This window comes from Streptomyces sp. NPDC093065 (assembly GCF_044754585.1).
GTDB lineage: Bacteria > Actinomycetota > Actinomycetes > Streptomycetales > Streptomycetaceae > Streptomyces.
In genome coordinates, this window is the sequence record NZ_JBIVPJ010000008.1 from 128,362 (window position 1) to 152,469 (window position 24,108).

Sequence of the window (24,108 nt, forward strand, 5' to 3'; positions counted from 1 at the left end):
GACTCCAAAGTCACACCCGTTCGGGACCTGGTCCCCCTTGCTGTTAGGCTGGTCGACATGAGTGACCTTCTGGAACGGCTGCGCGGTCGCGGCTGGCGCATGACCGCGCAGCGTCGCGTGGTGGCCGAGGTCCTCGACGGCGAACACGTCCATCTGACGGCCGACGAGGTGCACACCCGGGCCGTGGACAAGCTCCCCGAGATCTCCCGGGCGACGGTCTACAACACCCTGGGCGAGCTGGTCTCGCTCGGCGAGGTGCTGGAGGTCGCGACCGACAAGCGCGCCAAGCGCTACGACCCGAACGCGCACCGGCCGCACCACCACCTGGTCTGCGCCCAGTGCGGTGCGATCCGCGACGTCCACCCGACCGGCGACCCGCTGGCCGACCTCCCCGACTCGGAGCGCTTCGGCTTCGCGGTGTCGGAGGTCGAGGTGACGTACCGCGGCACCTGCCCCAACTGCGCGTCGGCGTGAGCACGGATTTGCTTCTCGTCTTCGGCTTGACGTAGTGTTCCATTCACCGACGCGGGGTGGAGCAGCTCGGTAGCTCGCTGGGCTCATAACCCAGAGGTCGCAGGTTCAAATCCTGTCCCCGCTACTGAAGTCTGAGGGCCGGGATCCTTTCGGATCCCGGCCCTCAGTGCGTAACTGCGCTCACCCGTGCCGCTGGGGCGGCACGGGTGGGCGCGGCGGCACCCGGCCGGCGCCGGTCCGCGCGCCCCACCCCCGCCCGGCTGCGACCCCGGGCGCCTTCACGCCGCACCGAGGCTCACCGCACCGTCACGCCGACAGCTCCTGCCGCAACGCGTCCCGCAACCGCGCCGCCCGCTCCCCCACCTCCGCCGACCCCAGCGACACCGCCAGGTCCGCCCACCGCTGCCCCTCCGCCAGCTCCCCCCGCCGCGCACACACCAGCGCCAGCCGCAGCGCGGCCCGCCCGTGGCCCGCGTCGGCGGCCCGGCGCCACCACACCACGGCCTCCGGCTCGCTCCCCTCACGGGCCAGCAACAGCCCCAGGTTGAACGCACCGTTGCGGGACCCCGCCTCGGCCGCCTCGCGGTACCACCGCGCCGCCTCCACCACGTCTCCCCGCGCCGCGGCGAGCATCCCGACCCGCACCTGGGCCCGCCGGTGCCCCTGGGAGGCCGCGCGCTCGTACCACTCCTCGCACTCGGACTTGTCCTGCGTCGGCTCGCCCAGTTCGTGCGCGGGCGCGGGCGGCCGGCGCGCGTCCAGCAGCGACGCCAGCCGGTACGCGGCCTCCGCGCTGCCGCCCCCCGCCGCACAGCGCAGGAACCGTTCCGCCTCGCGCTCGTCCCCGTCACGCAGCCGCGCCATGCCGACCTGCAGTGCCGCCTCGGTGTGCCCGGCCGCGGCGGCCCGCTCGTACCAGCGCAGCGCCACCCGCTCCTCGCTCCGCCCGGCGTGCAGGATCCCGAGGTTGAAGGCGGCGTCGACGCTGCCCGCCTCGGCGGCCTTGGAGAACCACGGCTCGGCGCCGGTCTCGTCCCCGGCCCGCAGCAGCAGGATGGCCAGGGCGTTGGAGGCCTCCCGGTGACCGGCGTACGCGGCCCGCCGGTACCACTGCTCGGCCTGCGTGGTGCGCCCCTGCTCGGCGCAGAGCAGGCCGAGGTTGTACGCCCCGTTGTCGTCACCGGCGTCCATCGCGGCCCGGTACCAGCGCTCCGCGGTCTGGGTCTCACCGCGCTCGGCGTGCAGCGCGCCGAGGGCGTTGGCGGCGTTGCCGTCGCCGTCCTGGGCGGCGCGCAGCCACCACACGGCGGCGCTCTCGGTGTCCCCGGCGTCCCTCAGCAGGAAGCCGAGCGCACAGGCGGCGCGGGCCTCGCCGTCCTTGGCGGACGTGAGGTACCAGCGACCGGCCTCCTTGAGCTCGCCGCGCTTCTCCAGGATCGTGCCGAGGTGCAGCGCGCCCCGCCGGTGACCGCGTGCGGCGGCCTGTCGGTACCACTGCTCGGCCTCGTCGGCCGCGAGCGCCGCCGCCTTGTCGCCGCCGTCGCGCCCCCCGGCACGCCGGTCCAGCGTCCGCGCCAGCCGGTACGCCGCCTCCCGGTGCCCGCGCTCGGCGGCGGCCCGCATCCACCGCTCGGACCCGGTGTCGTCTCCCCGGTGCTCCAGCAGGTCGGCGAGTGCGTAGGCGCCCAGCACGTGGTCCTGCTCGGCGGACTGGCACAGCCAGTACTCGGCGGCGGGCTCGTCCCCCCGTTCCCGGAAGTGCCGGCCCAGCGCGTGCGCGGCGGCGGCGGATCCGGCGACGGCGGCGATGCGCCACCATCCGGCGGCCTCGTCGGCGTATCCCCGCTGGTGCAGCAGGACGCCCAGGTTGTTGGCGGCGGCCCGGTCACCGGCCGCGGTGGCGGCGCGCAGGTGGCACTCGGCCGCGTCGAAGTCGCCGCGGCGCAGCAGCATCGCGCCGAGCACGCTCATCGCCTCGACGTCACCGCCGTCGACGGCGAGCCGCAGACGCACTTCCTCGGCGGCCTCGTCGGCGGCTTCCTGAGCCTCGTCCGTGGCCTCCTCCTGACCGGACGGCTGACCGGACGGCTGCGCAAAACGCCCTGTCCCGAACAGATTTGCCATGTCCCCCATAACGTTCATCGTCGCACCACCCGCAACCTCGGTACATCCGGTATACCGCAGTCAGTGAGGTCACTTCAGCGTTTTGTCGACATGCCCACAGGGAGACAAGTCAAACACAGAACTGCCCAACTCCCCTTGGCGGCGCGGCCGTCGCGTCCGCCGGTACATGCGTTCGCACATCACGAAGGCCCGGATTCCTTGTGGGAATCCGGGCCTTCGTGGTCGTTCGCAACCAGCTCACGACGTCAGTAGCGGGGACAGGATTTGAACCTGCGACCTCTGGGTTATGAGCCCAGCGAGCTACCGAGCTGCTCCACCCCGCGCCGTTGTGTGCACAACCCTAGCACGGCGCGGAATGGGCTTTGACCAGCTCGAACGCCTGACGCGAACGCCCGGCGCGCGGCGGGGGGTCAGCCGCTGTCCGACCCTCCACCGGCATCACCGGTCGGGGTCGGGTCCGGACTGGCCTTGTCGTCCCCGGCCTTGTCCCCGCTGTTCTTGTCACCGGTGTTCTTGTCGTCGCCGTTCTTGCCGCCGGCGCTCTGGTCGGCCTTGGCCTGTGCGTCCTCGGCCCGCTGGAGCGCGTCCTCAAGGTCCTTCTGCGCCTTGGCGTACGCGGCCAGGTCCTTCTGTTCCAGGGCCTTCTGCCCGGCGTCGAAGGCCTTCTGCGCGTCGCTCAGCGCTTCCCGGACCGTGGGGTTGGTGGACGTCGGCGGCGGCTCGGTCGTGTCGTCGCCCTCGTCCGGCGGCTGCTCGTTCTCGGCGGCCTGGGCTCCGAAGACCTTGCTGAGTGCCTGGTCGAGCGTGTTCTCGAAGGCCGTGTTGCCTCCGTAGCTCACCAGCACCTTGCGCAACAGGGGGTACTTGAGATCGCCACCGCGGACATAGACCGGTTCGACGTACAACAGTCCGCCGTCGACCGGCACGGTCAGCAGGTTTCCGTACTCGACCTCCGAGTCGCCGCCTCTGAGCAGCCTGATGGTCTCGGCGATGTCCTGTTCGGAGTTCAACTGGCTCTGGACCTGTTTCGGTCCGTTGACGGTCGTACTCGTCGGCAGTTTCAGGATTCTGATCTTGCCGTAGTCGCTGGTGCCCGCCTCCGCGTCGACCGCCATGAACGCGCTGAGGTTGTCACGCCCGTTGGGTGTGAACGTCGTCGTCAGGGAGAACGCCTGCTGGTCCTGGTCGGGCATCTTCATGCTCAGGTAGTACGGCGGCACCGAGTCGCTCGACTTGTTGGTCGGGTCGTCCGGAACCTGCCACACCTCGCTGCCGCTGAGGAACGTGTTGGCGTCCTTCACGTGGTAGCGCGTGAGCAGCTCGCGCTGGACCTTGAACAGGTCCTGCGGATAGCGCAGATGCGCCATCAGATCCTTGGAGATCTCGCTCTTGTCCTGCACCGTGTCCGGGAACGCCTTCATCCAGGTCTTCAGGATCGGATCCTGGGTGTCCCACTGGTAGAGCTTCACGTCGCCGCTGTACGCGTCGACGGTCGCCTTCACGGAGTTGCGGATGTAGTTGACCTGGTTCTGCTGGGCCACCACCGCGCGCGAGTTGTTGTTGGCGGTCAGCGAGTCGGCCGTGGTGTCACCGAGCGTCGTACGGGAGGCGTACGGATAGCCGTTCGTCGTGGTGTAGGCGTCGACGATCCACTGGATACGGCCGTCCACGACCGCCGGGTAGGCGTCGCCGTCGATGGTCAGCCACGGGGCGACCGCCTCGACGCGCTCCTTGGGCGTGCGGTTGTACAGGATCCGCGAACCGTCGCCGATCGCCCCGGAATAGAGGATCTGCGGCTCGCTGAACGCCGCGGCGTACGCCGCGCGGTTGATAGGGCTGGACAGGTCGACCCCGCTGTCGCCCTTGTAGCTGAAGGTCTTCTCCCCGGAGTCGTCCGAGTAGTCGATCTCCTTCTGAGGGCCGCCGACGATCGAGTAGGTGGTGGTCTTCTCGCCGTAGTAGACCCGCTGCTCGTACTTTCCGAGGTCACCCTCGGAGGGCAGGTTGGACTCGGTGAAGACCGGGCGGCCCTCGTCGTCGACCGCCGTGCCCTTGGCGGCGACCACGCCGTAACCGTGGGTGTACCGGAAGTGGTTGTTGATCCAGTTCTTCTTCGGAATGCCGGCGAGGTTCAGCTCGCGCAGACCGATGACCGTGTCCTGGTCCTTGCCGTCCTTCGAGTAGCGGTCCACGTCCAGGTTGGTCGGGAACGCGTAGTAGTTACGCATCTGCTGGAGCTGCTGGAACGTCGGCGAGATGACGTTCGGGTCCATGATGCGGATGGACGCCGCGGCGTCCACGTCGTCACGGAGCTTGGTCTTGTCCTTGGTCTCGCTCTTGCCCGGGTACTCGGTGACCTGGGTGCCCGCGATGCCGTAGGCGTCGCGCGTGGCCGAGAGGTTCTTCTCGACGTACGGCGCCTCCTTCGCCTGCTCGTTCGGCTGGACCTGGAACTTCTGGACCAGCGCCGGGTACAGGCCGCCGATGAGGATGGCCGAGAGCACCATCAGGCCGAAGCCGATCACGGGCAGCTGCCAGGTGCGCCGCCACAGGGTGGCGAAGAACAGCAGGGCGCAGATGACCGCGATGCAGAACAGGATCGTCTTGGCCGGCAGGTAGGCGTTGGCGTCGACGTACCTGAGGCCCGTCCAGTTGTCGGTCGCCTTGAAGTCGCTGGACTTCACCGCGAGGCCGTACCGGTCGAGCCAGTAGGCGATCGCCTTCAGGGCGACGAAAACGCCGATGAGCACGGACAGGTGCCCGGTGGCGGCGGCCGTGGCGCGCGCGCCCGGACTGGTGACGCGGAGCCCGCCGTACAGGTAGTGGGTGAGCGCGGCGGCGATCACCGAGATGATCACGGCTGCGAAGCCGAAGCCGAGCAGGAACCGGTACCAGGGCAGGTCGAAGGCGTAGAAGGAGACGTCCAGCTTGAACTGGGGGTCCTTCTGCCCGAAGGGCACGCCGTTGACCCACATCAGCCAGGTCCGCCACTGGCCGGACGCCGAGGCGCCGGCGATCAGGCCGACCAGGGCGGTGATGCCGAGCAGCAGCCACTTCTTGTACGGGGCGATGCCCATCCGGTACCGGTCGAGGTTCTGCTGCTCCATCGACATGGCGCTCAGCGGCGGGCGCAGGCGGTGGGCCAACCAGATGTTGAACCCGACGGCGAGCGCCATCAGCAGGCCGAAGACGAAGAAGAGACCGATCTTCGTCCACAGGGTCGTCGTGAACACCGACGAGTAGTGGACCGACCGGTACCAGAGCCAGTCCGTCCAGAATCCCGCGAACATGGTGAACGCCATGAGAAGCACGGCGAGGACACCAAGTGTCAGCAGCAGGGTTCGGACACGCCGGGACGGGCGGCCCACTCTGATCCGCGGCCCCGTCGGGGGGCCTCCGCCGCGGTCCGGCATCTGGAAAGCCAAGGTGCGCACCTCGAAGTTCGCTGTTGATCCGTCAGGCCCTCGGGTTCGCGGGCCCCCCGTGCGCCCCCGTGATCGTGGGCCCACACTTATGCAACTTACTCATCGTTTACTCGGTTCCCGATTCGGGCCATGAACGAGGCAGGATTGTGACCATGTCCAACACCCCCATGGCGGCGAGCCCCCTCACCCGGGCCGTACTCGAGATCGACGAGTACGTCTCCGGACTCGGCTGGGACCAGCCCGCACGCCTCTTCGCACTCGTCGACACCGCACGGCTGCGGGCCGACCAGCCCTCCCTCGCGGACCGCCTCGGTCTGCGGGACGAGGCCGAGACCTCCGGCCTCACCCCGATCGAACAGGACGAAGTTCCAACGGACCAGGCGCTCGACGAGTTCCTGGGCACCATCGCCTGGCCCGACGCCGTGGTCGGCTGCGCGCTCGCCGTGGAGCGTCTGATGCTGCCGCCCTCCGCCGAGGCACAGGTGCCCCAGGGCCTGAACGACAAGAAGCTCGCCCAGTGGGTGGCGGAGCACCCGGACCGTCAGGAGGTCCGCATGACGGTCGCGGTCCTGCGCGACGGCACCCGCGACTCGGCCCTGCGGCTGCGCGAGAAGGACACGGCCACGGAGGTCCTCACGGGCTCCGACCTGGTGCCGGGTCTGGCCGAGGCGCTGACGGCGACCTTCGCGGAGTAGGCCCTCGGGACTCCGGACTGCCGGACGCCGGTGCGGGGCTGTGTCTACGTGCACTTCGGCAGTTCGGCGGTCTTCCCGGAGCGGATGTCCTTCAGCGCGCCGAGGGCGTCGTCGATGGTGTCGACCTTCACGAGGGTGAGCCCGTCGGGGGTGTCCTCGGCCGCTGCCGCGCAGTTGTCCGCGGGCGTCAGGAAGTACTGGGCACCCTTGTCGTGCGCGCCGATGGTCTTCATGCCGATGCCACCGATCGGACCGACCTTGCCGCTGTCGTCGATCGTCCCGGTGCCGGCGACGAACTTGCCGCCGGTGAGGTCGCCCGGGGTGAGCTTGTCGTAGATGCCGAGGGCGAACATGAGACCGGCGCTCGGACCGCCGACGTCGGCCAGCTTGATGTCGATCTCGAACGGGAACGTGTGATCGGTCCCGGCGGAGATCCCGACGACGGCGCGCTTCTCGCCGGCGTCGTCGGAGGTCTCGGTGGTGATCGTGACCTTCTGCGTCTTCGTCGCCGTCCGGCCCTCCTTCTCGGCGGCGGCCTGCTCCTTGGCGGGCACGATCGTGAAGACCGTGTCCTGTCCGGGCTCGTGCTCGGTCACCAGTTCGGCGACGTCCGCCGGCTTCTTGACGGTCGTGCCGTCCACGGCCTTGATCACGTCGCCGGCGTGCAGCCTGCCCTGCGCCGGGGAGTCCTTGACCACGGCGGAGACGACCACCCAGGACTTCACCGGAATGTCGAGCGCCTTCAGAGCGGCGACCTTGGCGGTCTCCTGGGAGTGGCTGAACTCCTCCGCGTTCTCCTGGGTCGCCTCTTCCTCGGTCTTGCCGTCCGGGTAGAGGGTCTCGTGCGGCACCACGCTGTTGTCGTGCGCCAGCCAGCCGTAGACGGCCTCCACGAGGTTCATCTTGTACTCGGCGCTGGTCACCCGGACGGTCGTCATGTTCAGGTGCCCGCTGGCCTCATAGGTCTTGCGGCCCGAGATCTGCAGGACCGGCTCGCCGTCGTGGTCCCCGAGGGTGTTCACCGTCGGCCCGGGAGACATCTCCGAGTAGGGCACGGGGATGAAAACACCCGCGCACAGGAGCGCGATCAGCATCAGGGTGGAGGCGAGCATCGTCGCGGTGCGGCGTGGCATGGCACGACAGTACGGGACGCGGCTGTCGGAACACCGTCAGGGCGGCGACTGCCGGGCGGCCGTACAGCCGGCCGTCAGGGCATGCGTCAGGCACCCGTGCGGGGCTTCTCCATGGCCTCGCGGAACCGGGCGTACCCGTCCAGCTCGGGGCCGTCGCTCCGTGCCTTGCGGGTCCGGTTGGCCCAACTGCCCCACAGGCCCGCACCGACAGCGGCCACCAGCGGAATCAGCAACCAGGCAAGCGCTGCCATGCCGACCTCCCAACCCCATGAGCGTCCGCGACTGACTGATCAGCAGATTAACCATTCGCAGTGACAACGCTCACGCCGGGGGGCGGGTTACGCAACCGGAGACACGAAGGCCGACGGCCCTACGCGCCCACCCATTCCTCGGTGCCGTCGGAGAAGGTCTGGTGCTTCCAGATGGGCACCTCGTGCTTCAGGTCGTCGATCAGCTTCCGGCAGGCCTCGAAGGCCTCGCCCCGGTGCGGGCAGGACACCGCGACGACCACCGCGAGGTCCCCGACCTCCAGGTCCCCCACACGGTGCAGCGCGGCGAGCGCCCGTACGGGGTACTCCGCGACGACCTTCTCGGCGATCCGGCGCATCTCGGCCTCGGCGCTCGGGTGGCACGAGTACCCGAGCCGGTCGACGTCGGTGCCTCCGTCGTGGTTGCGCACGGTCCCCACGAACAGCGCGGTGCCGCCCGACGCGTCGTCCCCGACCGCGCGGAAGACCTCGTCCACGGACAGGGGCGTCTCGCGGATGCCGATCAGCTTGACGGGGTCCGCCGCGGCCCGCTCACCCGGGTGATCGTTCGTGGTTGCCATGCGTCCATCGTGCCCCACGCCGCGGACGGCGCGGAATAGCGTGATCGCCCGGCACGCGCGCGTACGGCGTTGGAGTCTCCTACAGGGGCCGCTCCGGCGGGGGCCCGCTCCTGCCGGAACCCGGCTGGGCGGGAGGTGCCTCAGATGCGGCGCCGGGCCTTCCGCGCGCGGCGCACCACCGCTGCCGCGCCCAGCAGCGCCACGGTCGCGCCCGCGGCACCCGCCGCTGTCGCGTCCTTGCGTCCGAGGCGCCGGCCAGCCACCGTGTGCCGCCCCGAGACCTCCTCGAGCAGCTCGGCCAGGACCTCCTCGTTGGTGTGCTCCGGACGCCACCCGGCATCGTGCAGGCGACTGCCGCTCACGACCCAGGGGTACATCGTGTACGCCAGGTCCCCGGCCGGGGAGGGCGTCAGCCCGATCCGGTGCAGGCGGGCCGCCGCGCCGAGCGCGACGGCGGAAGGCAGCTCCATGCGCCGGATGCCGCTGAGCTCCTCGACCTCCTCCTGCTCCAGCCAGCCGTCGCACCCGACGGCCAGTTCGCCCTCGGCCTTCTCCAGGACGGCGTACTCCAGGGCGCTGCACAGGTCGTCGACGTGGCAGAACTGCCAGGCCGGCCGCGACCCGGCCACGACCAGCAGCCTGGGCGACTCGAAGTACCTGGTCAGCGCGGTGTCCATGCCGCCGACCAGGACGGCGGGCCGGACGACCGTCACGTTGAGGCCGGGATGCGCCCGCGGTGCGCGCCGCGCGAGCCGCTCGATCTCCAGCAGGTCGCCCACGCCCGTGGCCTCGGCCGTGGCGCGCAGCTCGGCGTCCTCGGACAGCGGCAGCTCGTTGTCCGGGAGCGCGCCGTAGACCATCGCGGAGGTACACAGCACGACCCGGTGCACGCCGGCCGCCGCGGCGGCGGTCAGGACGGTCTGGGTCCCCCGGACGTTGTAAGCCGTACGGGCGGCCGCGTCGGTCTCCAGGTCGAGGTCGAGCGCCAGGTGCACCACAACGTCCGCACCACGCAGTTTCTCGGCGATGGCCGGGTCCCGTACGTCCAGGACGTGCCATGCGGCCGCCTCGCACCCGCCGCGCCGTTCGTCGATGGCCACGACCTGTCTGACCTCGTCGGACGCGGCGAGCCGCGCGGTGAGCAGTGCCCCGACCCCGGTCGCGGCACCGGTGACCGCGACGACGGGTCCGCGCGCGCCGGGGCGGGCGGAGCTGGTTGACTGGTTTCGCGCTGCGCGAACCTGCGGATCTGGGGAACTCACCGGGCGTCTCCAGAGGTTGTCTTCAGTACGAGCGCGAGCGACGCGTGCGTACCAGGTGGCATCCATCCTGCCGCAGGCCGTCAGTCGGCGAAGCACCGAGGCCCGATCGGCCCCGGGTGTCTACGCTGGGTGGTGAAGTCGGGCAGCCGTGCCGCCGGAAAGAACCGGCGGCCCTACCAGCCGAGGAACCCCGTGAGTGACACCCCATTCGGATTCGGCCTTCCGCCGGAGGAGCCGGACGACGGCGACGAGGGCAAAAAGAAGGACCAGCAGAGCGGCGGTGGTCAGGGACCGGCCAACCCGTTCGGTTACGGGATGCCCGGAGCCGGAGGCCAGGGCGGCCCCGGCGCGGACAACCCGTTCGCTGCCATGTTCGGTTCCATGAACCCCAACGACCTGGGCGCCGCGTTCCAGCAGCTGGGCCAGATGCTCTCCTACGAGGGCGGCCCGGTGAACTGGGACATGGCCAAGCAGATCGCCCGCCAGACGGTCTCCCAGGGGACCCCGGACGGCCGCAAGGACGCCAGCGTCGGTCCCGCCGAGCGCACCGCCGTCCAGGAGGCCGTGCGCCTGGCCGATCTCTGGCTGGACGACGCGACGGCCCTGCCCTCGGGCGCGGGCACCGCCGTGGCCTGGAGCCGGGCGGAGTGGGTCGAGGCGACCCTGCCCGCCTGGCGCGAGCTGGTCGACCCGGTCGCCGAGCGCGTCGGCAACGCCATGGGTGACGTGCTGCCGGAGGAGATGCAGGCCATGGCGGGCCCGCTGATCGGCATGATGCGGTCCATGGGCGGCGCCATGTTCGGCACGCAGATCGGGCAGGCCGTCGGCGTGCTCGCCGGCGAGGTCGTCGGCTCGACCGACGTGGGCCTGCCGCTCGGCCCGGCCGGCAAGGCCGCGCTGCTGCCGGCGAACATCGAGTCGTTCGGCAAGGACCTCGGCGTGTCCCAGGAGGAGGTGCGGCTGTACCTCGCCCTGCGCGAGGCCGCCCACCAGCGCCTCTTCGCGCACGTGCCGTGGCTGCGCTCGCATCTGTTCGGTGCCGTCGACGGCTACGCCCGTGGCATCAAGGTGGACACGGCCAAGCTGGAGGACGTGGTCGGCCAGTTCGACCCGCAGAACCCCGAGCAGCTGCAGGAGGCTCTCCAGCAGGGCATGTTCCAGCCGGAGGACACGCCGGAGCAGAAGGCGGCCCTGGCCCGTCTGGAGACGGCTCTGGCGCTGGTCGAGGGCTGGGTGGACGCGGTGGTGCACACCGCCGCCAAGCCGCGCCTGTCCTCCGCCGACGCGCTGCGCGAGACGCTGCGCCGCCGTCGCGCCTCGGGCGGGCCCGCGGAGCAGACGTTCGCGACGCTGATCGGTCTGGAGCTGCGCCCGCGCCGGCTGCGCGACGCCTCCCGCCTGTGGGCGTCCCTGACGGACGCGCACGGTGTCGACGGCCGGGACGGTCTGTGGGCCCACCCGGACATGCTGCCGACCGCGACCGACCTGGACGACCCGGACGGCTTCGTGCACCGTGAGCAGCTCGACTTCTCCGAGCTGGACAAGATGCTCGGCGAGGCGGCGGGCAAGCCCGACCTGAAGAAGAAGGACCAGAAGGACGAGGGCGGGAACGGGGACGAGGCCGAGGGCGACGAGGGCGAGTGAGCCTTCACGACGACGCGGTCCTGGTCCTGAAGGCGTACGAGGGCCAGGACGAGCTGCGCCAGGTCTACCTGGGCCATCTCGCGACGCATTCCGACGGGATGTGGAAGGCCTGCGCCGACGGGCACATCACGGCGAGCGCCATGGTGATCGACCCGTCGCGCGAGCGGGTCCTGCTCACCCTGCACAAGAAGATGCGCATGTGGCTGCAGATGGGCGGTCACTGCGAGCCGGCCGACGAGACGCTGGCCCGGGCGGCGCTGCGCGAGGGCACGGAGGAGTCGGGCATCGCCGGGCTCACGCTGCTGCCCGGCGGTCCCGTGCGGCTGGACCGACACAGCACGCCGTGCGCCTGGCACCTGGACGTCCAGTACGCCGCCCTCGCTCCCGAGGGGGCCGTGGAGGCGATCAGCGACGAGTCCCTGGACCTGCGCTGGTTCCCGTACGCCGAGGTCGCTGCCGTGGCCGACGAGTCGGTCGTCCGCCTGCTGGAGGCGACCCGCGCCCGCCTGTGACCGGTAAGGGGTGACCGCCCTGGCGTTCGCCCCTTACCGGACCGTGGCGGACGGCTGCGCTCAACTCCAGACGTTGCCCTGATTCTGACCGCGGGCTCCGTGCTGCCCCATGCCGTACTGCGCGGCGAGGCCCTGCCCGACCTGCGCGTTCTGCGGCGGCAGCAGCTCACTGGGCTGCACGAGCGCGAAGCCGCTGCCCATGAAGCTCAGCTCCCAGCCCTCACCGGTGTTGCCGCGGCGCCGCCACACCCCGGAGGAGTGCGTCTGGGCCTGCATCTGCACGCGCAGGCCGGTGGACCAGGCGACGATCGCGTCGGCGTCGCAGTTGACGTACTTGTCGGGCGTCACCTGCATGAACAGGGGCGAGCCCGAGGTCATCAGGGCGACCTTGCCCCGGCCGGTGATGTTGAGCTGGTACTTCCCCGAGCCGGAGATGCCGTAGAGGCTGTCCACCGCGATGACCTCGTGGTGCAGGGACGAGTCCATGGCGAGCACGTAGCTGCTGTCGACGGTGAGGCCGTCCTGGTCGACGTCCACCACGTGGACGCACTGGGCGAGGTTGGCGAAGTAGACCGTGCCCTGCCCGTGGCAGCGCATCAGGTCCAGGCCCTCACCGGTGTGCGCACGCGCGCGCGACTGGTTGTTGCTCTGGTACTCGGCGTCGAACTCGACGAGCCCCTGGTAGGCGACCATGGTGCCCTTGCGGGCGAGCACGTCGTCGTGGCCCGTGAGGGCGACACGGAGCATGTGCTTGTTCTGCAGGCTCCAGGCTTCCTGGGTCTGCTGGTCGTTGTAGGCGAAAATCGGGCTCTGCATGATGTTCTGGCTCCCCCTCAGCCCCGCACCCGGAGGCGGTCGGTGCTGTCCTCGCTGGGCTGGACGACGACGATGCCCTGACCGGAGAAGGCCATCTGGAAGGCCTCGCCGCTGCCGCGGCCGATCAGCGACTGCGCCTTGAAGCTGCGCTTGCCCTTCACCTTGAGGTTCGGGGACCAGGCGACGAGCGCGTCCGGGTCGACGTAGGTCTCGTCCTCGCCGCCGCCGCAGTCGACCACGATCGGCTTGCCCCGGGAGGTGAGCGCGACCCAGCCCTGTCCGGAGATCTTGGTGTTCCACAGGCCCTGCCCGGCGAACTTCGCCAGGCCCTTGACCCGCTCCACACCCCACGTCAGGTGGGCGTCGAAGGCGAGCAGGTTGGTGGCGTTGACGGAGATCCCGTCGCCGTTGAGGTTGATGACGACGACGTTGGCGCCGTAGTCGGCGAGGTAGAGCAGTCCGTCGCCGGAGCACTTCATCAGGGGGGCGCCCTCGCCGGTCATCCAGTCCTTGGCGATCTGGCGGACGGCCGGCGGGTTGGGCTCGTACTGCACGAAGCCCTCGTAGGCGACCATCGAGCCCACGCGCGCGAGGAGGTCGTTTCCGGTCTGCATGGCGACCTTCAGCATGTGGTTGCCGTGGTTCTCCATGCGGGCGGCGACGGGTGCGGGAGCGTAGCCCGCGAGCGGCTGGTTCATGTCGGGCTCTCCCTCAGATCTCGTACGGCTGGACGACGACGAAGCTGCCGGGCGCGGCCCGGAACTGCAGGTTGACGCTCTCGCCGGTGTCGCCCGCGTAGGAGTTGCGACGCATCCGCACCTGGCTGGAGACGACCACCTGGGCGGCGGCGGACCAGGCGACCACGGCGTTGCAGTCGGCGAACGTCGTGGGCGTCACCGGCAGCACCACGGGCACACCGCGCGTCTTCACGACGATCGTGCCGGTGCCCTGGAACTGCATCGTGAACAGCGCGCCGCCCGGGATGCCGTGCCCCTCGATGCGGCGGACCTCGTACTGGAGGCTCTCGTCGAAGGCCAGGACGTTCTCCGCGGAGACGCACACGGCGTCGCCCTGGAGCTCGATCGGGTGCAGCATCGCGGAGTTCTCCGCGAGGAACACCTGTCCCTTGCCGGTGCAGCGCATGAGCTGCATCTCCTGGCCGGTGGCGTTGCCCACGACCCGGCCGGCGAATCCGGCGCCCTTGTAGCTGAAGTCGACCTTGCCCTGGTAGAGCACCATGCTGCCCTGCCGGGCGAGTACGGGCTGGCCCTCGGCGCCGAGGTCGACGCGGACCAGCTTCTTGTTCTGCTGCGTCCAGCGCTGCCCGGTCGCGGTCTCCCGGAACTGCTGGAGCGCCGCGGTCACACCGGCGCCCTGCGGCGCGCCCTGGGGAGGCTGCTGGCCATAGCCGGGAGGTGGCGCCGGCTGGCCGTGGCCCACGGGCGGGATGTGCTGCCCGTAGCCGGGAGGCGCGGGCGGCTGACCGTAGCCGGGGGGCGGCGGCGGGGCCTGGGGCGCCTGCGGCTGGCCGTAGCCGGGGGGCGGCGGCGCGGTCTGGCCGGGGACCTGGCCGTACGGCGGCTGCTGAGCGGGCCGGCCCGGGTGGCCGTACGGCGCGGGCGCCGGGGCGGGGGGCGGCACGGGGGCGCCGCCGGGCGGCGTGTTCATGGGCGCGACGATGGTCTGCGCGGCGTGCACGTCCGGGCGGGGTGCCGGGGTCGGAGCCGGCGCGGGCGGCGGTGGCGGCGGGGCGACGGGCGGCGGGGCGAAGCCCTGCTGGGCGGGCTGCGGCGCGGGGGCCGGTGCCGGAGCGGAGGCGGCGGGCGCCCCGAAGGCCGGCGGTGCCGAGGCCTGGGCGGGCGGGGCGAAGCCCGGGGCGGCGCCGGACTGGGGCTGCTGTGCCTGCTGCGGCTCGGGCGCCTCGTCCTCGGCCACCTCGCCGCCGAAGTTCCTCAGCAGTGCGTCGAGACCGCCGTCGAAGCCCTGACCGACTGCGGCGAACCGCCACACGTCCTTCAGATAGAAGTCGCCCAGCATCACGGCGCGCTCGGTGGAGAACTCCGAACCGCTGAACGGGTACCGGGCCACCTCCTCGCCACCCGCGACGATCCGGATGTACCCGGGGCCGACCTGCGACATCTGTCCCGCACCGTCGATCGTCGCGGTGAAGGAGAGCTTCTGGATCTGCTGCGGGATCCTGTCGAGGGTGACCCGGAAGGACTCCGTGTCGCCCGCCTGCGCACCCAGGAGCTGGACGGACTCCTCGGGGGTCTTCGGCTGGTTGAAGAACACGAAGTACCGGTCGTCCGACAGCCGCTCGTCGGCGTCGAGACCGAAGCAGCTGATGTCGAAGCTCAGCCCGGGGCCGGAGATCTGCACGCCTACGTACAGATCCGTGCCCGCGGTGAGGTCACTGATCCTGGCCTTGTGGCCGCGTTGAAATTCCCTGGCCATGCGTTACGACCGTCCCCCATCCGAATGCGAGTGCGTCGCGACAGGCTAACGGCAAACACCGACACCGGAGGAAGTCGGTACAGACCCGGTACGAAACCCGTGCGGGGCCGTGGCGGACACCCGCCCGGGCCGCTCGGGCTACTCGCTGCGGGCGCCGGGCACGTGCGGCAGCCGGTCCGCCGCGACCACGCCCTCCAGATAACCCCTGGCGCGCTCGGTCCGCGGATAGGCCTCCAGGAGCCGCCAGAACCGGGGCCCGTGCCCGGGGACCAGCAGGTGTGCCAGTTCGTGCAGGAGGACGTAGTCGACGACGTACTCGGGCATGCCCTGAAGGCGGTGCGACAGCCGGATGCTTCCCTCGGACGGGGTGCACGAGCCCCAGCGGGTGTTCTGGTTGGTGACCCAGCGGACCGAGGCCGGCCGGGCCCGGCCGTCGAAGTACTGCCCCGACAGGCGCTCCGCGCGCTCGGCCAGCTCGGCGTCGCCGAGAACCCGTTTGCTCTCCTGGGCGGCCAGCTTGTCGAGCATGACGCTCACCCAGCGTTGTTCCTCGGCCTCGGACATCCGGGCGGGGATCAGCACGACGGTGCGGTCGCCCTCTCGGTACGCGGAAACGGTCCGGCGTCGGCGGGTGCTCCTGCGCACCTCGATCGCGCTCGTACCCGAGCCGCTCGGCGGCGGATTCGTCGGTGTGCGCGGGGGTGCCCCGGCGCGGTGCAGTGGGTCGGCGGACACGCCACGACGTTACCCGCTGCACACGGGGAAGTCCCGGCTCCGGGACGCTTCGGTGCCGATCCGCCACTCCTCCTGGGAAATGTGCGGCTGATTCATATGACGAACATCCCCCACCTGTGGACAACTTTCGACGCCCCTGAGCGCATCCGGCCATGCTGGCACTCGTCGGCGGATCCGCGACCGACCGCGGGAGCCGCGTACACGGGCACTGGAAGGCATACGGGGGACCTGGCATGCATCCGATGGTGAAGCCCGCGCTCAGGCGCGGCTGGCGTGATCTGAACACCGTGCAGTTCGGGATGACACCGGCGCACGCGCTGACGCTGGCGCCGGTGGACACGGCGACGGGCAGCTTCCTCGAACTGCTCAACGGCACCCGTGGCCCGGCGCTCCTGCGCGAGGCGGGGCACCGCATGGACCTGCCGGACGGGCATGTGGACCGTGTGGTGGAGCGGCTGGCGCGGGCCGGTCTCCTCGACGACTCCCGCGGCGGCGGTCCGGCCGCCGACGCCCTGCGGGAGACGAAGGGCGTCCTCGACCGGCTCCGCCCCGACCTGGCCTCCTTGTCCCTGACCACCTCCGCACCGGGGGACGCGATGAGACACCTGGCCGCCCGAGGCGTTCTGCGGGTGCGCGTGCGGGGTGCCGGACGGGTGGGCGCGGTGCTGGCGGGCCTGCTGTCGGGCTCGGGCGTCGGTGAGATCGACGTGCGGGACGGCGGACGCGTCGAGCCGTGGGACGTCGCACCGGGTGGTCTGCCCGCCGAGGCGATCGGCGACCGCCGGGACGAGGCGGCCCGCCGTGCCGTCCGCCGGTCCGCCCCCGGCCGGCCGCCGCGCCGGAGCCCGACGGCACCCCACGAGGAGGCCGCCCCGGGCTTCTCCCTGGTGATCGTCGCGCCCCGTGACGACGTCGCGGTGCACACGCCCGATCCCGCCGCGGCGGATTCCCTCATGGCCTCCGGCACGCCCCACCTGTATGCCGGTGTCGTGGAGGGGACGGGTGTCGTCGGCCCTCTCGTGCTGCCCGGCGAGACGGGGTGCGCCGGCTGCCTGCACGCCGACCGCACCGACCGGGACCCGGCCTGGCCGCGGCTGGTGGCGCAGTGGCGCTCGGGCCGGCAGCGCCGGGTGCCGCCCTGCGACCTCACCCTCGCGGCGACCGTCGCCGGGTTCGCGGCGGCCCACGCGCTCGCTTTCCTCGACGGCCGGACGCCCGCGAGCACCGGCACGCGCTGGGAGGTCACGCTGCCCGGTCTGCGCTGGCACGCACGGCCGGTCCGGGCGCATCCCGCGTGCCCCTGCGGGGCGGCCGGGAAAGGTAAGCGGGAACACATCCCCGAGTACGGGGGGCGGCGCGCGACAATGGCTGGGCAAGGGCCGTCAGCGGAGGTACGCCACGAGGCGGAACCGGCGCGGCCGGCTGGGACTTGGAGGGCGCATGTCTGATCTTCCGCGCAAGGCGGTCACCCGGACCGCCAAGCTCGCCGCGCTCCCGCTCGGCTTCGCCGGGCGGGCCACCTGGGGGCTGGGCAAGCGGATCGTGGGCGAGTCCGCGGAGATCGTCGGCCAGCAACTGCAGCAGCGCACCGCCGAGCAGTTGTTCAAGGTGCTGGGCGAGCTCAAGGGCGGGGCGATGAAGTTCGGGCAGGCGCTGTCCGTCTTCGAGTCGGCGCTGCCCGAGGAGGTCGCCGGCCCCTACCGGGCGGCGCTGACCAAACTGCAGGAGGCGGCGCCGCCGATGCCGACGCGCACGGTGCACGCCGTGCTCACGGAGCGGCTCGGAGCGGACTGGCAGGACCTGTTCCTGGAGTTCGAGGACAAGCCCGCCGCGGCTGCCTCGATCGGCCAGGTGCACCGGGCGGTGTGGCACGACGGCCGCGAGGTGGCGGTCAAGGTGCAGTACCCGGGCGCCGGCGAGGCACTGCTGTCCGACCTGAACCAGCTCAGCCGCTTCGCCCGCCTGCTCGGTCCGCTGGTCCCCGGCATGGACATCAAGCCGCTGATCACCGAGCTGAAGGACCGGGTTTCGGAGGAGCTGGACTACGACCTGGAGGCCGAGGCCCAGCGGACGCACGCCGAGGTGTTCGCCGACGACCCGGACATCGTCGTGCCGGACGTGGTCCACCAGTGCGAGCAGGTGCTGGTCACCGAGTGGATCGACGGCATCCCGATGTCGGAGATCATCACGAACGGTACGCAGGAGCAGCGGGACCGGGCGGGCCAGTTGCTGGCCCACTTCCTCTTCTCCGGTCCGGCGCGCACCGGGCTCCTGCACGCCGATCCGCACCCCGGCAACTTCCGTCTGCTGCCCGGTGGGCCCGAGGGCGAGGACGACTGGCGGCTGGGCGTCCTGGACTTCGGCACGGTCGACCGTCTGCCGGGCGGTCTGCCGGAGCCCATCGGCGAGGCCCTGCGCATGACGCTGGACGGCGAAGCGGAGGCCGTCTACGAGATGCTCTGCGCGGAGGGCTTCGTCAAGGAGACGATAGAGCTGGACCCCGACGCCGTCCTCGACTACCTCCTGCCGATCATCGAGCCGGCCAGGGTCGACGCGTTCACCTTCACCCGCGGCTGGATGCGGAGCCAGGCGGCCCGCATCGGCGACCCCCGCTCCCCCGCGTACCAGTTGGCCAAGCAGCTCAATCTGCCGCCGGCGTACCTGCTGATCCACCGTGTCACGCTGAGCACCATCGGTGTGCTGTGCCAGCTGGGGGCCACGGTCCGGCTGCGCGACGAGCTGGAGGAGTGGCTGGTGGGCTTCCTCTCCGAGGAGGAGACCGAGCCGGTGGACCAGGACGCCGAAGAGGACGAGGACGCCTGCGAGGTTGAGGAGACGGCCGCACAGGCCTGATCCCCCAAGGGCGAACACGCCGTGGGGGCCGGCCCGTTCGGCCGGGCCGGCCCCCACGCGCGGAGCTTCGTCTCCTGCTGGGAGACCACCGCTTCAGGTGTGTCGGTTACTGCATGACCGCCATGGCCAGCGCACGCCGGGCACGCATCGACGCGCGCTCCGCCCGACGCTGCATCCGGCGAGCGGTCGCCAGGCGCAGCGCCCGGCGTTCCCGCTCGGCCTCATGCAGGCGGTCGTGCATATGCGCACGCGCCAGGGCTTCTGGGATGAGTTGCATTTCACGGGTCCTGTTCTGACGCGAGTCCTTCGCGCCGCTGGTGGTGAAGTCTTCAGGCGCGGTGCCTGCGATGTCGTGGGTGGACGGCTTCATCGGGGCCTGCTTCTGGGGGTCGTACGTCAGGGGGCGGTCGATCGTGCCAGCGGTGTTCATGCCGAAACCGGGTTCTTGCGCGGGCGGCCACGGGGCCGCTTCCGGGCGACGACGACACCCTGGACGAACAGCTCGCCACCCCAGACGCCCCAGGGCTCACGCCGCTCCTTGGCACCGGCGAGGCAGGCCTCGATCAGCGGGCAGGTGCGGCAGAGGGACTTGGCGTACTCGACGTCCGCCGGCGACTCGGCGAAGAAGACCTCCGGGTCGTAGGAGCGGCAGGGGACGGGCACGCCGAGGTTCTCGATGGCGTCGTCGAGCGCGGTGAGCGCGGTGAGCGGGGTCAAGGTGGAGTCCTCCGTGGAACAGGGCTTGGGGATCGTGTCGGAAGGCGGTACGGACGGGGCGTGCGCTTCGAGTTGCACGGGTGGTCTTCCTCGTCTGGTCGTTCCGGCCGGTTGACCGGGTGGCGGCTTGGTACCGGGTTCTTTTCTTGTCCCGAGGCTCCTTCGTGCTGTCGCCCCCGTTCGGGGACAAACAGAAGGGCCGCGGATCCCGGGTGGGGTTCCGCGGCCCTGAAGGCGCCGGCCTGATCGGCGATCAGGCTGGATCACTCCAGGGTTCTGGCCCACGGAAGGCCCACATCAGGTGGTGCTGCGTCGTCTGCTTCCGGAATCCGGCACCGGTCGCGGTAAAGGCATAGGCCTGCGCCTGTGCCGCTACTGCTGCTTCCAGTGCCTTGGTCGGTCGCTCATTGCGCTCGCGGACGGGAAGGCCCGCGGGGACCACAGCGGCGGCAGCCGGACGCACGGCACGAATGCCGGACAGACCGGTGCCCGAGTGGGAAGCGCCGAGGATGCACAGGGAGACGGCCGAGCGATCGGTCATTTTGGCGGTGGAGCTGGCGACGAAGCTGCTGTTGATGCTGATCACTGGACTCGCCTCCTCTCGGCGTCTCGGGGGACTGGTGACGAACCAGTCCGCGGATATGCAAGTACAACACGGATTCAGGGCCTCCGGGAAGGCCGCTGTTCCCGTGACCAAGAACCTATGGGGATTCCCGGGGCATGCGCAAACTATTTTTTCGACGAGTTCGTATCAGTCGTCCTCGTCAAGCCCCACTCCCTCCTGGCCTGCGCAGATGGCCAGCACCTCGGTCCCGTAACGGTTGAGCTTGCGCGCGCCGACCCCCGGGATCCGGGCGAGCTCCCTCTCGTCCTCCGGGACGGACTCCGCGATCGCCACCAGCGTCTTGTCGGTGAAGACGCAGAACGCGGGCTGTCCGCTGCGCTCCGCCTGCACCGCCCGCCACTCGCACAACCGCTCGTAGACGCCCTCGTCCATGTCGGACGGGCAGCCCTCGCAGCGCATCAGCTTCATCTCACCGGCGTCGGTGAGCGTACGCCCGCAGACCCGGCAGCGGGCCGGTGTCCGCCGGGTCCGTCTCGGCACGGTGGCCGCGGTGCCACCGCCGCCCGGGAACCCTCGCTCAACGCCCCCGCCGGCACCCCCGGCGGCCGCCCGCCCGCCCGCCGTGCCGGAGCCGGGCCGCAACCCCTTCAGGAAGCGGCTGGCTCTGCGGCTCGGCCTGCCGCCGGGCGATCGGGCCAGCGCCCAGGAAAGGTGCAGATGTTCACGCGCGCGGGTGACACCGACGTAGAGGAGACGGCGTTCCTCCTCGATCTGCTCGTCGGTCTTTGCGTAGGTGATCGGCATCATGCCCTCGGCGACGCCGACCAGGAACACGACGTCCCACTCCAGGCCCTTGGCCGAGTGCAGGGAGGCGAGGGTGACGCCCTGCACCGTCGGGGCGTGCTGGGCCCCCGCTCGCTCGTCGAGTTCGACGACGAGGTCGCTCAGTGTGGCTCCCGCTCTGGCGGCGGCGAAGTCCTGGGCCAGGCCGACCAGGGCGGCCAGCGACTCCCAACGCTCCCGGACGGCACCCGACCCGGCCGGGGGCTCGGTCGTCCAGCCCTCCCCGGACAGCACCGCGCGCACCTGCGAGGGCAGGTCGACGGCGTCGTCGAGGAGGGAGTCGTTGCCGCCGAAGCGCGCCGCGGCCCGCAGGGCACTGCCGGCTTTGCGCACCTCGGGCCGGTCGAAGAACCGCTCCGCGCCCCGCAGCTGGTACGGGACCCCGGCGTCGGCGAGTGCCTGCTCATAGGTCTCCGACTGGGAATTGGTACGGAACAGGACCGCGATCTCGGCGGCCGGGACGCCCGAGTCGACGAGCTCGCGGATTCGGCGGGCCGCGCCCTCGGCCTCGGCCGGTTCGTCGGTGTACTCGGTGTAGACGGGCTCTGGACCCGCGGGGCGCTGGGAGACCAGCTCCAGACGGTGGTCGGCGGCCCGGCCGCGGGCCTGGGCGAGCAGGCCGTTGGCGAGGTGGACGACCTGGGGGGTGGAACGGTAGTCGCGGACCAGCTTGACGACGGTGGCACCGGGGTGGCGGTCGCGGAAGTCCAGCAGGTGGTCGGGGGTTGCGCCCGTGAACGAATAGATCGTCTGACTGGCGTCGCCGACCACGCACAGGTCTTCGCGGTCCCCGAGCCACAGCTCCAGCAGTCGCTGCTGGAGGGGGCTGACGTCCTGGTACTCGTCGACGACGAAGTGCTGGTACTGGGCGCGGACCTGCTCGGCGACGTCGTGCCGGTCCTGGAGGACGGCCACGGTCAGCAGCAGCACGTCCTCGAAGTCGATGACGGAGCGGGCGCGCTTGAGGTCCTCGTAGGCGGCGTACAGCTGAGCGATCTCCGCCGGGTCGCGGGGGGTCTCACGGTCGGCCTTGGCCGCCGCCGCGGCGTAGTCGGCGGGGACCGTCTGGGTCACCTTGGACCACTCGATCTCCGCGGTGGCGTCGCGCAGCTCGCCCCGGTCGAGGCGGATGCGGCAGGCGGCGGCCGCGTCGGCGACGAGCTGGATCTTGCGGTCGACGAGCCTGGGCAGGGAGCCACCGATCGCTTTCGGCCAGAAGTACTGGAGCTGCCGCAGCGCCGCTGAGTGGAAGGTGCGGGCCTGTACGCCTGAGGCCCCGAGCTGGCGCAGCCGGCCGCGCATCTCCCCGGCCGCGCGGTTGGTGAAGGTGACGGCGAGCACGCTGGAGGGCTGGAGGATCCCGGCGCGCACCCCGTAGGCGATGCGGTGGGTGATCGCCCGGGTCTTGCCCGTACCGGCTCCCGCCAGCACGCACACCGGGCCGCGCAGGGCGGTCGCCACCTCGCGCTGCTCGGGGTCGAGCCCTTCGAGCACCGCGTCGGCCGAGTCCGGTACCTGCGGGAAGAGGGTGGAGTGCGTTGCTGCTGTCACACCGCCATGCTGCCAGGTCTCGCGAGACGGGTGGGTCGGTTGTCCACAGGCACGCACCGATAGTCGTACCAATGCGACTGGCGTCACCCGGTGGGAATGGTGGCGCCGCCGCGGACGTTCTCCTGCTGCGACCTCATCCCCGGGCCGCCGCTTTCCCGAGTCGCCGAAGGAGCACGAGAGACATGCCGGGCACTGTGACGATGTACAGCACCACGTGGTGCGGCTACTGCCGTCGGCTGAAGAGCCAGATGGACCGCGAAGGCATCGCGTACACCGAAGTCAACATCGAGCAGGACCCCGAGTCCGCCGCGTTCGTGGAGAAGGCGAATGGCGGAAACCAGACGGTGCCGACCGTGCTCTTCCCCGACGGCTCGACGCTGACGAACCCGTCGCTGGCGCAGGTGAAGCAGAAGGTCGGCGCGTAGCCGGCAGGCCGGGACGCAGTCGGCCCGTAAGAGACTCAGAGGGGCGGCCCTCCCCGCAACGGGGGGCCGCCCCTCTTGTGGTGCCGGGTTCAGAAGGCGCCGCGTGTCGGCAGTGGCCTGCCGTACCAGAGCTCGATGAGGCGGGCCGCGATCGAGATGCCGTAGGGCGGCAGCACATCGCCGGACTCGAAGGCGGCGCCCAGCTCGTCGCGGGAGAACCAGCGGGCCTCGTGGATCTCGTCGCCGTCGACGTCGATCTCGGTGGAGGTGGCGTGGGCCATGAAGCCCAGCATCAGGCTGGACGGGAAGGGCCACGGCTGGCTCGCGACGTACTCGACCGGGCCGACGGTGACGCCGACCTCCTCCTGGACCTCGCGGCGCACCGACTGCTCAATGGACTCCCCGGGCTCCACGAAACCGGCGAGGGTCGAGAAGCGGCCCTCGGGCCAGTGCACCTGGCGGCCGAGCAGGATGCGGTCCTCGCCGTCCGTGACCGCCATGATCACCGCGGGGTCGGTGCGCGGGTAGTGCTCGGCGCCGCAGGCGGGGCAGCGGCGGATGTGACCGGCCGCGGCGATGACGGTGCGCTCGCCACAACGGGAGCAGAACCGGTGCAGTCGCTGCCAGTTCTCCAGAGCGACCGCGTGGGCCATCAGTCCGGCGTCGCGGTCCGACAGGAGCAGGCCGGCCTCGCGCAGGCCCGCGGGGCGCGCGGACTGGTCCATGCGGCCGGGCAGGGAGTCCTTCTGGAGGGCGAAGAAGCTGGTCCCCTCCTCGTCGGTGCCCAGGAAGTACCGGTGTGCCTCGGTGAGCGGGGCCTCGAACGAGGGGGTCATGACGAGTTCGGTGGCCCCGTCGGGCGTCTCGTCGATGAGGACCTGGCCGCCGGAGACCACGAAGCAGCGCGTCGAGGGGTGGCTCCACGCCGCCGCGAGCCACGCCTCGTCGAGACGGTGGTGGGCGGCGCGGTCGATGCCGCTCGGGGCGGTGAGCGAGATGGGACGGTCGGCGGTGTGGTCGGTCCAGGTGGTCACGAGTGCTTCCAACTCCC

Annotated in this window: 22 protein-coding genes and 2 tRNA genes; 8 read left to right on the plus strand and 16 right to left on the minus strand. The window is 71.2% G+C overall.

The window, feature by feature from the left end; genetic code table 11:
• Nucleotides 1–57 precede the first annotated feature (57 nt).
• Nucleotides 58–474 (plus strand): Fur family transcriptional regulator, encoded by a 417-nt coding sequence (locus ACIQFU_RS16505; protein WP_402552100.1) that lies wholly within the window; start codon nt 58–60, stop codon nt 472–474.
• A 50-nt stretch (nt 475–524) separates the two neighbouring features.
• Nucleotides 525–598: transfer RNA gene (locus ACIQFU_RS16510), tRNA-Met, on the plus strand.
• A gap of 182 nt (nt 599–780) precedes the next feature.
• Here ACIQFU_RS16510 and ACIQFU_RS16515 read toward each other — a convergent pair.
• From ACIQFU_RS16515 to ACIQFU_RS16525, 3 genes are all read right to left on the minus strand, one after another.
• Nucleotides 781–2,607: a sel1 repeat family protein gene (locus ACIQFU_RS16515; RefSeq protein WP_402552102.1), complete on the minus strand. Its 1,827-nt coding sequence runs from the start codon at nt 2,605–2,607 to the stop codon at nt 781–783.
• Between the two features lie 240 nt (nt 2,608–2,847).
• Nucleotides 2,848–2,921 (minus strand) — tRNA-Met (locus tag ACIQFU_RS16520).
• A gap of 87 nt (nt 2,922–3,008) precedes the next feature.
• The gene (locus ACIQFU_RS16525) at nt 3,009–6,011 is read right to left on the minus strand and encodes a UPF0182 family protein (RefSeq protein ID WP_402552340.1); all 3,003 of its coding nucleotides are present in this window, start codon (nt 6,009–6,011) and stop codon (nt 3,009–3,011) included.
• 164 nt (nt 6,012–6,175) lie between these two features.
• Here ACIQFU_RS16525 and ACIQFU_RS16530 point away from each other — a divergent pair, with 164 nt between their 5' ends.
• Nucleotides 6,176–6,718: a PPA1309 family protein gene (locus ACIQFU_RS16530; protein WP_402552103.1), complete on the plus strand. Its 543-nt coding sequence runs from the start codon at nt 6,176–6,178 to the stop codon at nt 6,716–6,718.
• 44 nt (nt 6,719–6,762) lie between these two features.
• On the opposite strand, the gene ACIQFU_RS16535 is transcribed toward ACIQFU_RS16530, so the two are convergent.
• The 4 genes from ACIQFU_RS16535 to ACIQFU_RS16550 all read right to left on the minus strand — a co-directional run bounded on the left by ACIQFU_RS16535 (nt 6,763) and on the right by ACIQFU_RS16550 (nt 9,942).
• Entirely contained in the window at nt 6,763–7,851 is a 1,089-nt protein-coding gene (locus ACIQFU_RS16535; protein WP_402552105.1) for a PDZ domain-containing protein, read from the minus strand.
• Between the two features lie 86 nt (nt 7,852–7,937).
• A complete protein-coding gene (locus tag ACIQFU_RS16540) occupies nt 7,938–8,102 on the minus strand; it encodes a hypothetical protein (RefSeq protein ID WP_007444545.1) in 165 nt (54 codons plus the stop codon).
• 119 nt (nt 8,103–8,221) lie between these two features.
• A complete protein-coding gene (locus ACIQFU_RS16545) occupies nt 8,222–8,680 on the minus strand; it encodes a molybdenum cofactor biosynthesis protein MoaE (protein ID WP_007444544.1) in 459 nt (152 codons plus the stop codon).
• 140 nt (nt 8,681–8,820) lie between these two features.
• Nucleotides 8,821–9,942, minus strand: a complete 1,122-nt coding sequence (locus tag ACIQFU_RS16550; protein WP_402552107.1) for an SDR family oxidoreductase — start codon at nt 9,940–9,942, stop codon at nt 8,821–8,823.
• Nucleotides 9,943–10,134: 192 nt separating this feature from the next.
• Between ACIQFU_RS16550 and ACIQFU_RS16555 the strand changes: the two genes are divergently transcribed.
• Together ACIQFU_RS16555 and ACIQFU_RS16560 are read left to right on the plus strand one after the other, a co-directional pair.
• Nucleotides 10,135–11,586: a zinc-dependent metalloprotease gene (locus tag ACIQFU_RS16555; RefSeq protein WP_402552109.1), complete on the plus strand. Its 1,452-nt coding sequence runs from the start codon at nt 10,135–10,137 to the stop codon at nt 11,584–11,586.
• Nucleotides 11,583–12,098 (plus strand): NUDIX hydrolase, encoded by a 516-nt coding sequence (locus ACIQFU_RS16560; protein ID WP_402552111.1) that lies wholly within the window; start codon nt 11,583–11,585, stop codon nt 12,096–12,098. The genes ACIQFU_RS16555 and ACIQFU_RS16560 overlap by 4 nt, the downstream gene beginning before the upstream one ends.
• A gap of 60 nt (nt 12,099–12,158) precedes the next feature.
• On the opposite strand, the gene ACIQFU_RS16565 is transcribed toward ACIQFU_RS16560, so the two are convergent.
• From ACIQFU_RS16565 to ACIQFU_RS16580, 4 genes are all read right to left on the minus strand, one after another.
• The gene (locus tag ACIQFU_RS16565) at nt 12,159–12,914 is read right to left on the minus strand and encodes an AIM24 family protein (RefSeq protein ID WP_402552113.1); all 756 of its coding nucleotides are present in this window, start codon (nt 12,912–12,914) and stop codon (nt 12,159–12,161) included.
• Nucleotides 12,915–12,931: 17 nt separating this feature from the next.
• Entirely contained in the window at nt 12,932–13,612 is a 681-nt protein-coding gene (locus tag ACIQFU_RS16570) for an AIM24 family protein (protein WP_030145911.1), read from the minus strand.
• Nucleotides 13,613–13,625: 13 nt separating this feature from the next.
• A complete protein-coding gene (locus ACIQFU_RS16575; protein ID WP_402552114.1) occupies nt 13,626–15,368 on the minus strand; it encodes a TerD family protein in 1,743 nt (580 codons plus the stop codon).
• Nucleotides 15,369–15,506: 138 nt separating this feature from the next.
• Nucleotides 15,507–16,103 carry a M48 family metallopeptidase gene (locus ACIQFU_RS16580; RefSeq protein WP_402552115.1) on the minus strand — a complete coding sequence of 199 codons (597 nt, stop codon included), beginning with the start codon at nt 16,101–16,103 and terminating at the stop codon, nt 15,507–15,509.
• Between the two features lie 233 nt (nt 16,104–16,336).
• On the opposite strand from ACIQFU_RS16580, the gene ACIQFU_RS16585 reads away from it, so the two are divergent.
• Nucleotides 16,337–17,551 carry a TOMM precursor leader peptide-binding protein gene (locus ACIQFU_RS16585; RefSeq protein WP_402552117.1) on the plus strand — a complete coding sequence of 405 codons (1,215 nt, stop codon included), beginning with the start codon at nt 16,337–16,339 and terminating at the stop codon, nt 17,549–17,551.
• On the plus strand, nt 17,544–18,956 hold the full coding sequence (locus tag ACIQFU_RS16590) for an ABC1 kinase family protein (protein WP_402552118.1): 1,413 nt from the start codon (nt 17,544–17,546) through the stop codon (nt 18,954–18,956). Before ACIQFU_RS16585 ends, ACIQFU_RS16590 begins: the two co-directional genes overlap by 8 nt.
• A 106-nt stretch (nt 18,957–19,062) precedes the next feature.
• On the opposite strand, the gene ACIQFU_RS16595 is transcribed toward ACIQFU_RS16590, so the two are convergent.
• From ACIQFU_RS16595 to ACIQFU_RS16610, 4 genes are all read right to left on the minus strand, one after another.
• The gene (locus ACIQFU_RS16595; protein WP_153178054.1) at nt 19,063–19,386 is read right to left on the minus strand and encodes a hypothetical protein; all 324 of its coding nucleotides are present in this window, start codon (nt 19,384–19,386) and stop codon (nt 19,063–19,065) included.
• A complete protein-coding gene (locus ACIQFU_RS16600) occupies nt 19,383–19,751 on the minus strand; it encodes a WhiB family transcriptional regulator (protein WP_003973786.1) in 369 nt (122 codons plus the stop codon). The genes ACIQFU_RS16595 and ACIQFU_RS16600 overlap by 4 nt, the downstream gene beginning before the upstream one ends.
• A 175-nt stretch (nt 19,752–19,926) precedes the next feature.
• On the minus strand, nt 19,927–20,259 hold the full coding sequence (locus ACIQFU_RS16605) for a hypothetical protein (protein ID WP_402552120.1): 333 nt from the start codon (nt 20,257–20,259) through the stop codon (nt 19,927–19,929).
• Nucleotides 20,260–20,424: 165 nt separating this feature from the next.
• Nucleotides 20,425–22,689 carry an ATP-dependent DNA helicase UvrD2 gene (locus ACIQFU_RS16610; protein WP_402552122.1) on the minus strand — a complete coding sequence of 755 codons (2,265 nt, stop codon included), beginning with the start codon at nt 22,687–22,689 and terminating at the stop codon, nt 20,425–20,427.
• A 125-nt stretch (nt 22,690–22,814) separates the two neighbouring features.
• Between ACIQFU_RS16610 and ACIQFU_RS16615 the strand changes: the two genes are divergently transcribed.
• Nucleotides 22,815–23,057: a mycoredoxin gene (locus tag ACIQFU_RS16615; protein ID WP_104636442.1), complete on the plus strand. Its 243-nt coding sequence runs from the start codon at nt 22,815–22,817 to the stop codon at nt 23,055–23,057.
• Nucleotides 23,058–23,146: 89 nt separating this feature from the next.
• On the opposite strand, the gene nudC is transcribed toward ACIQFU_RS16615, so the two are convergent.
• Entirely contained in the window at nt 23,147–24,091 is a 945-nt protein-coding gene (nudC, locus tag ACIQFU_RS16620) for an NAD(+) diphosphatase (protein WP_402552124.1), read from the minus strand.
• Nucleotides 24,092–24,108: the final 17 nt, after the last annotated feature.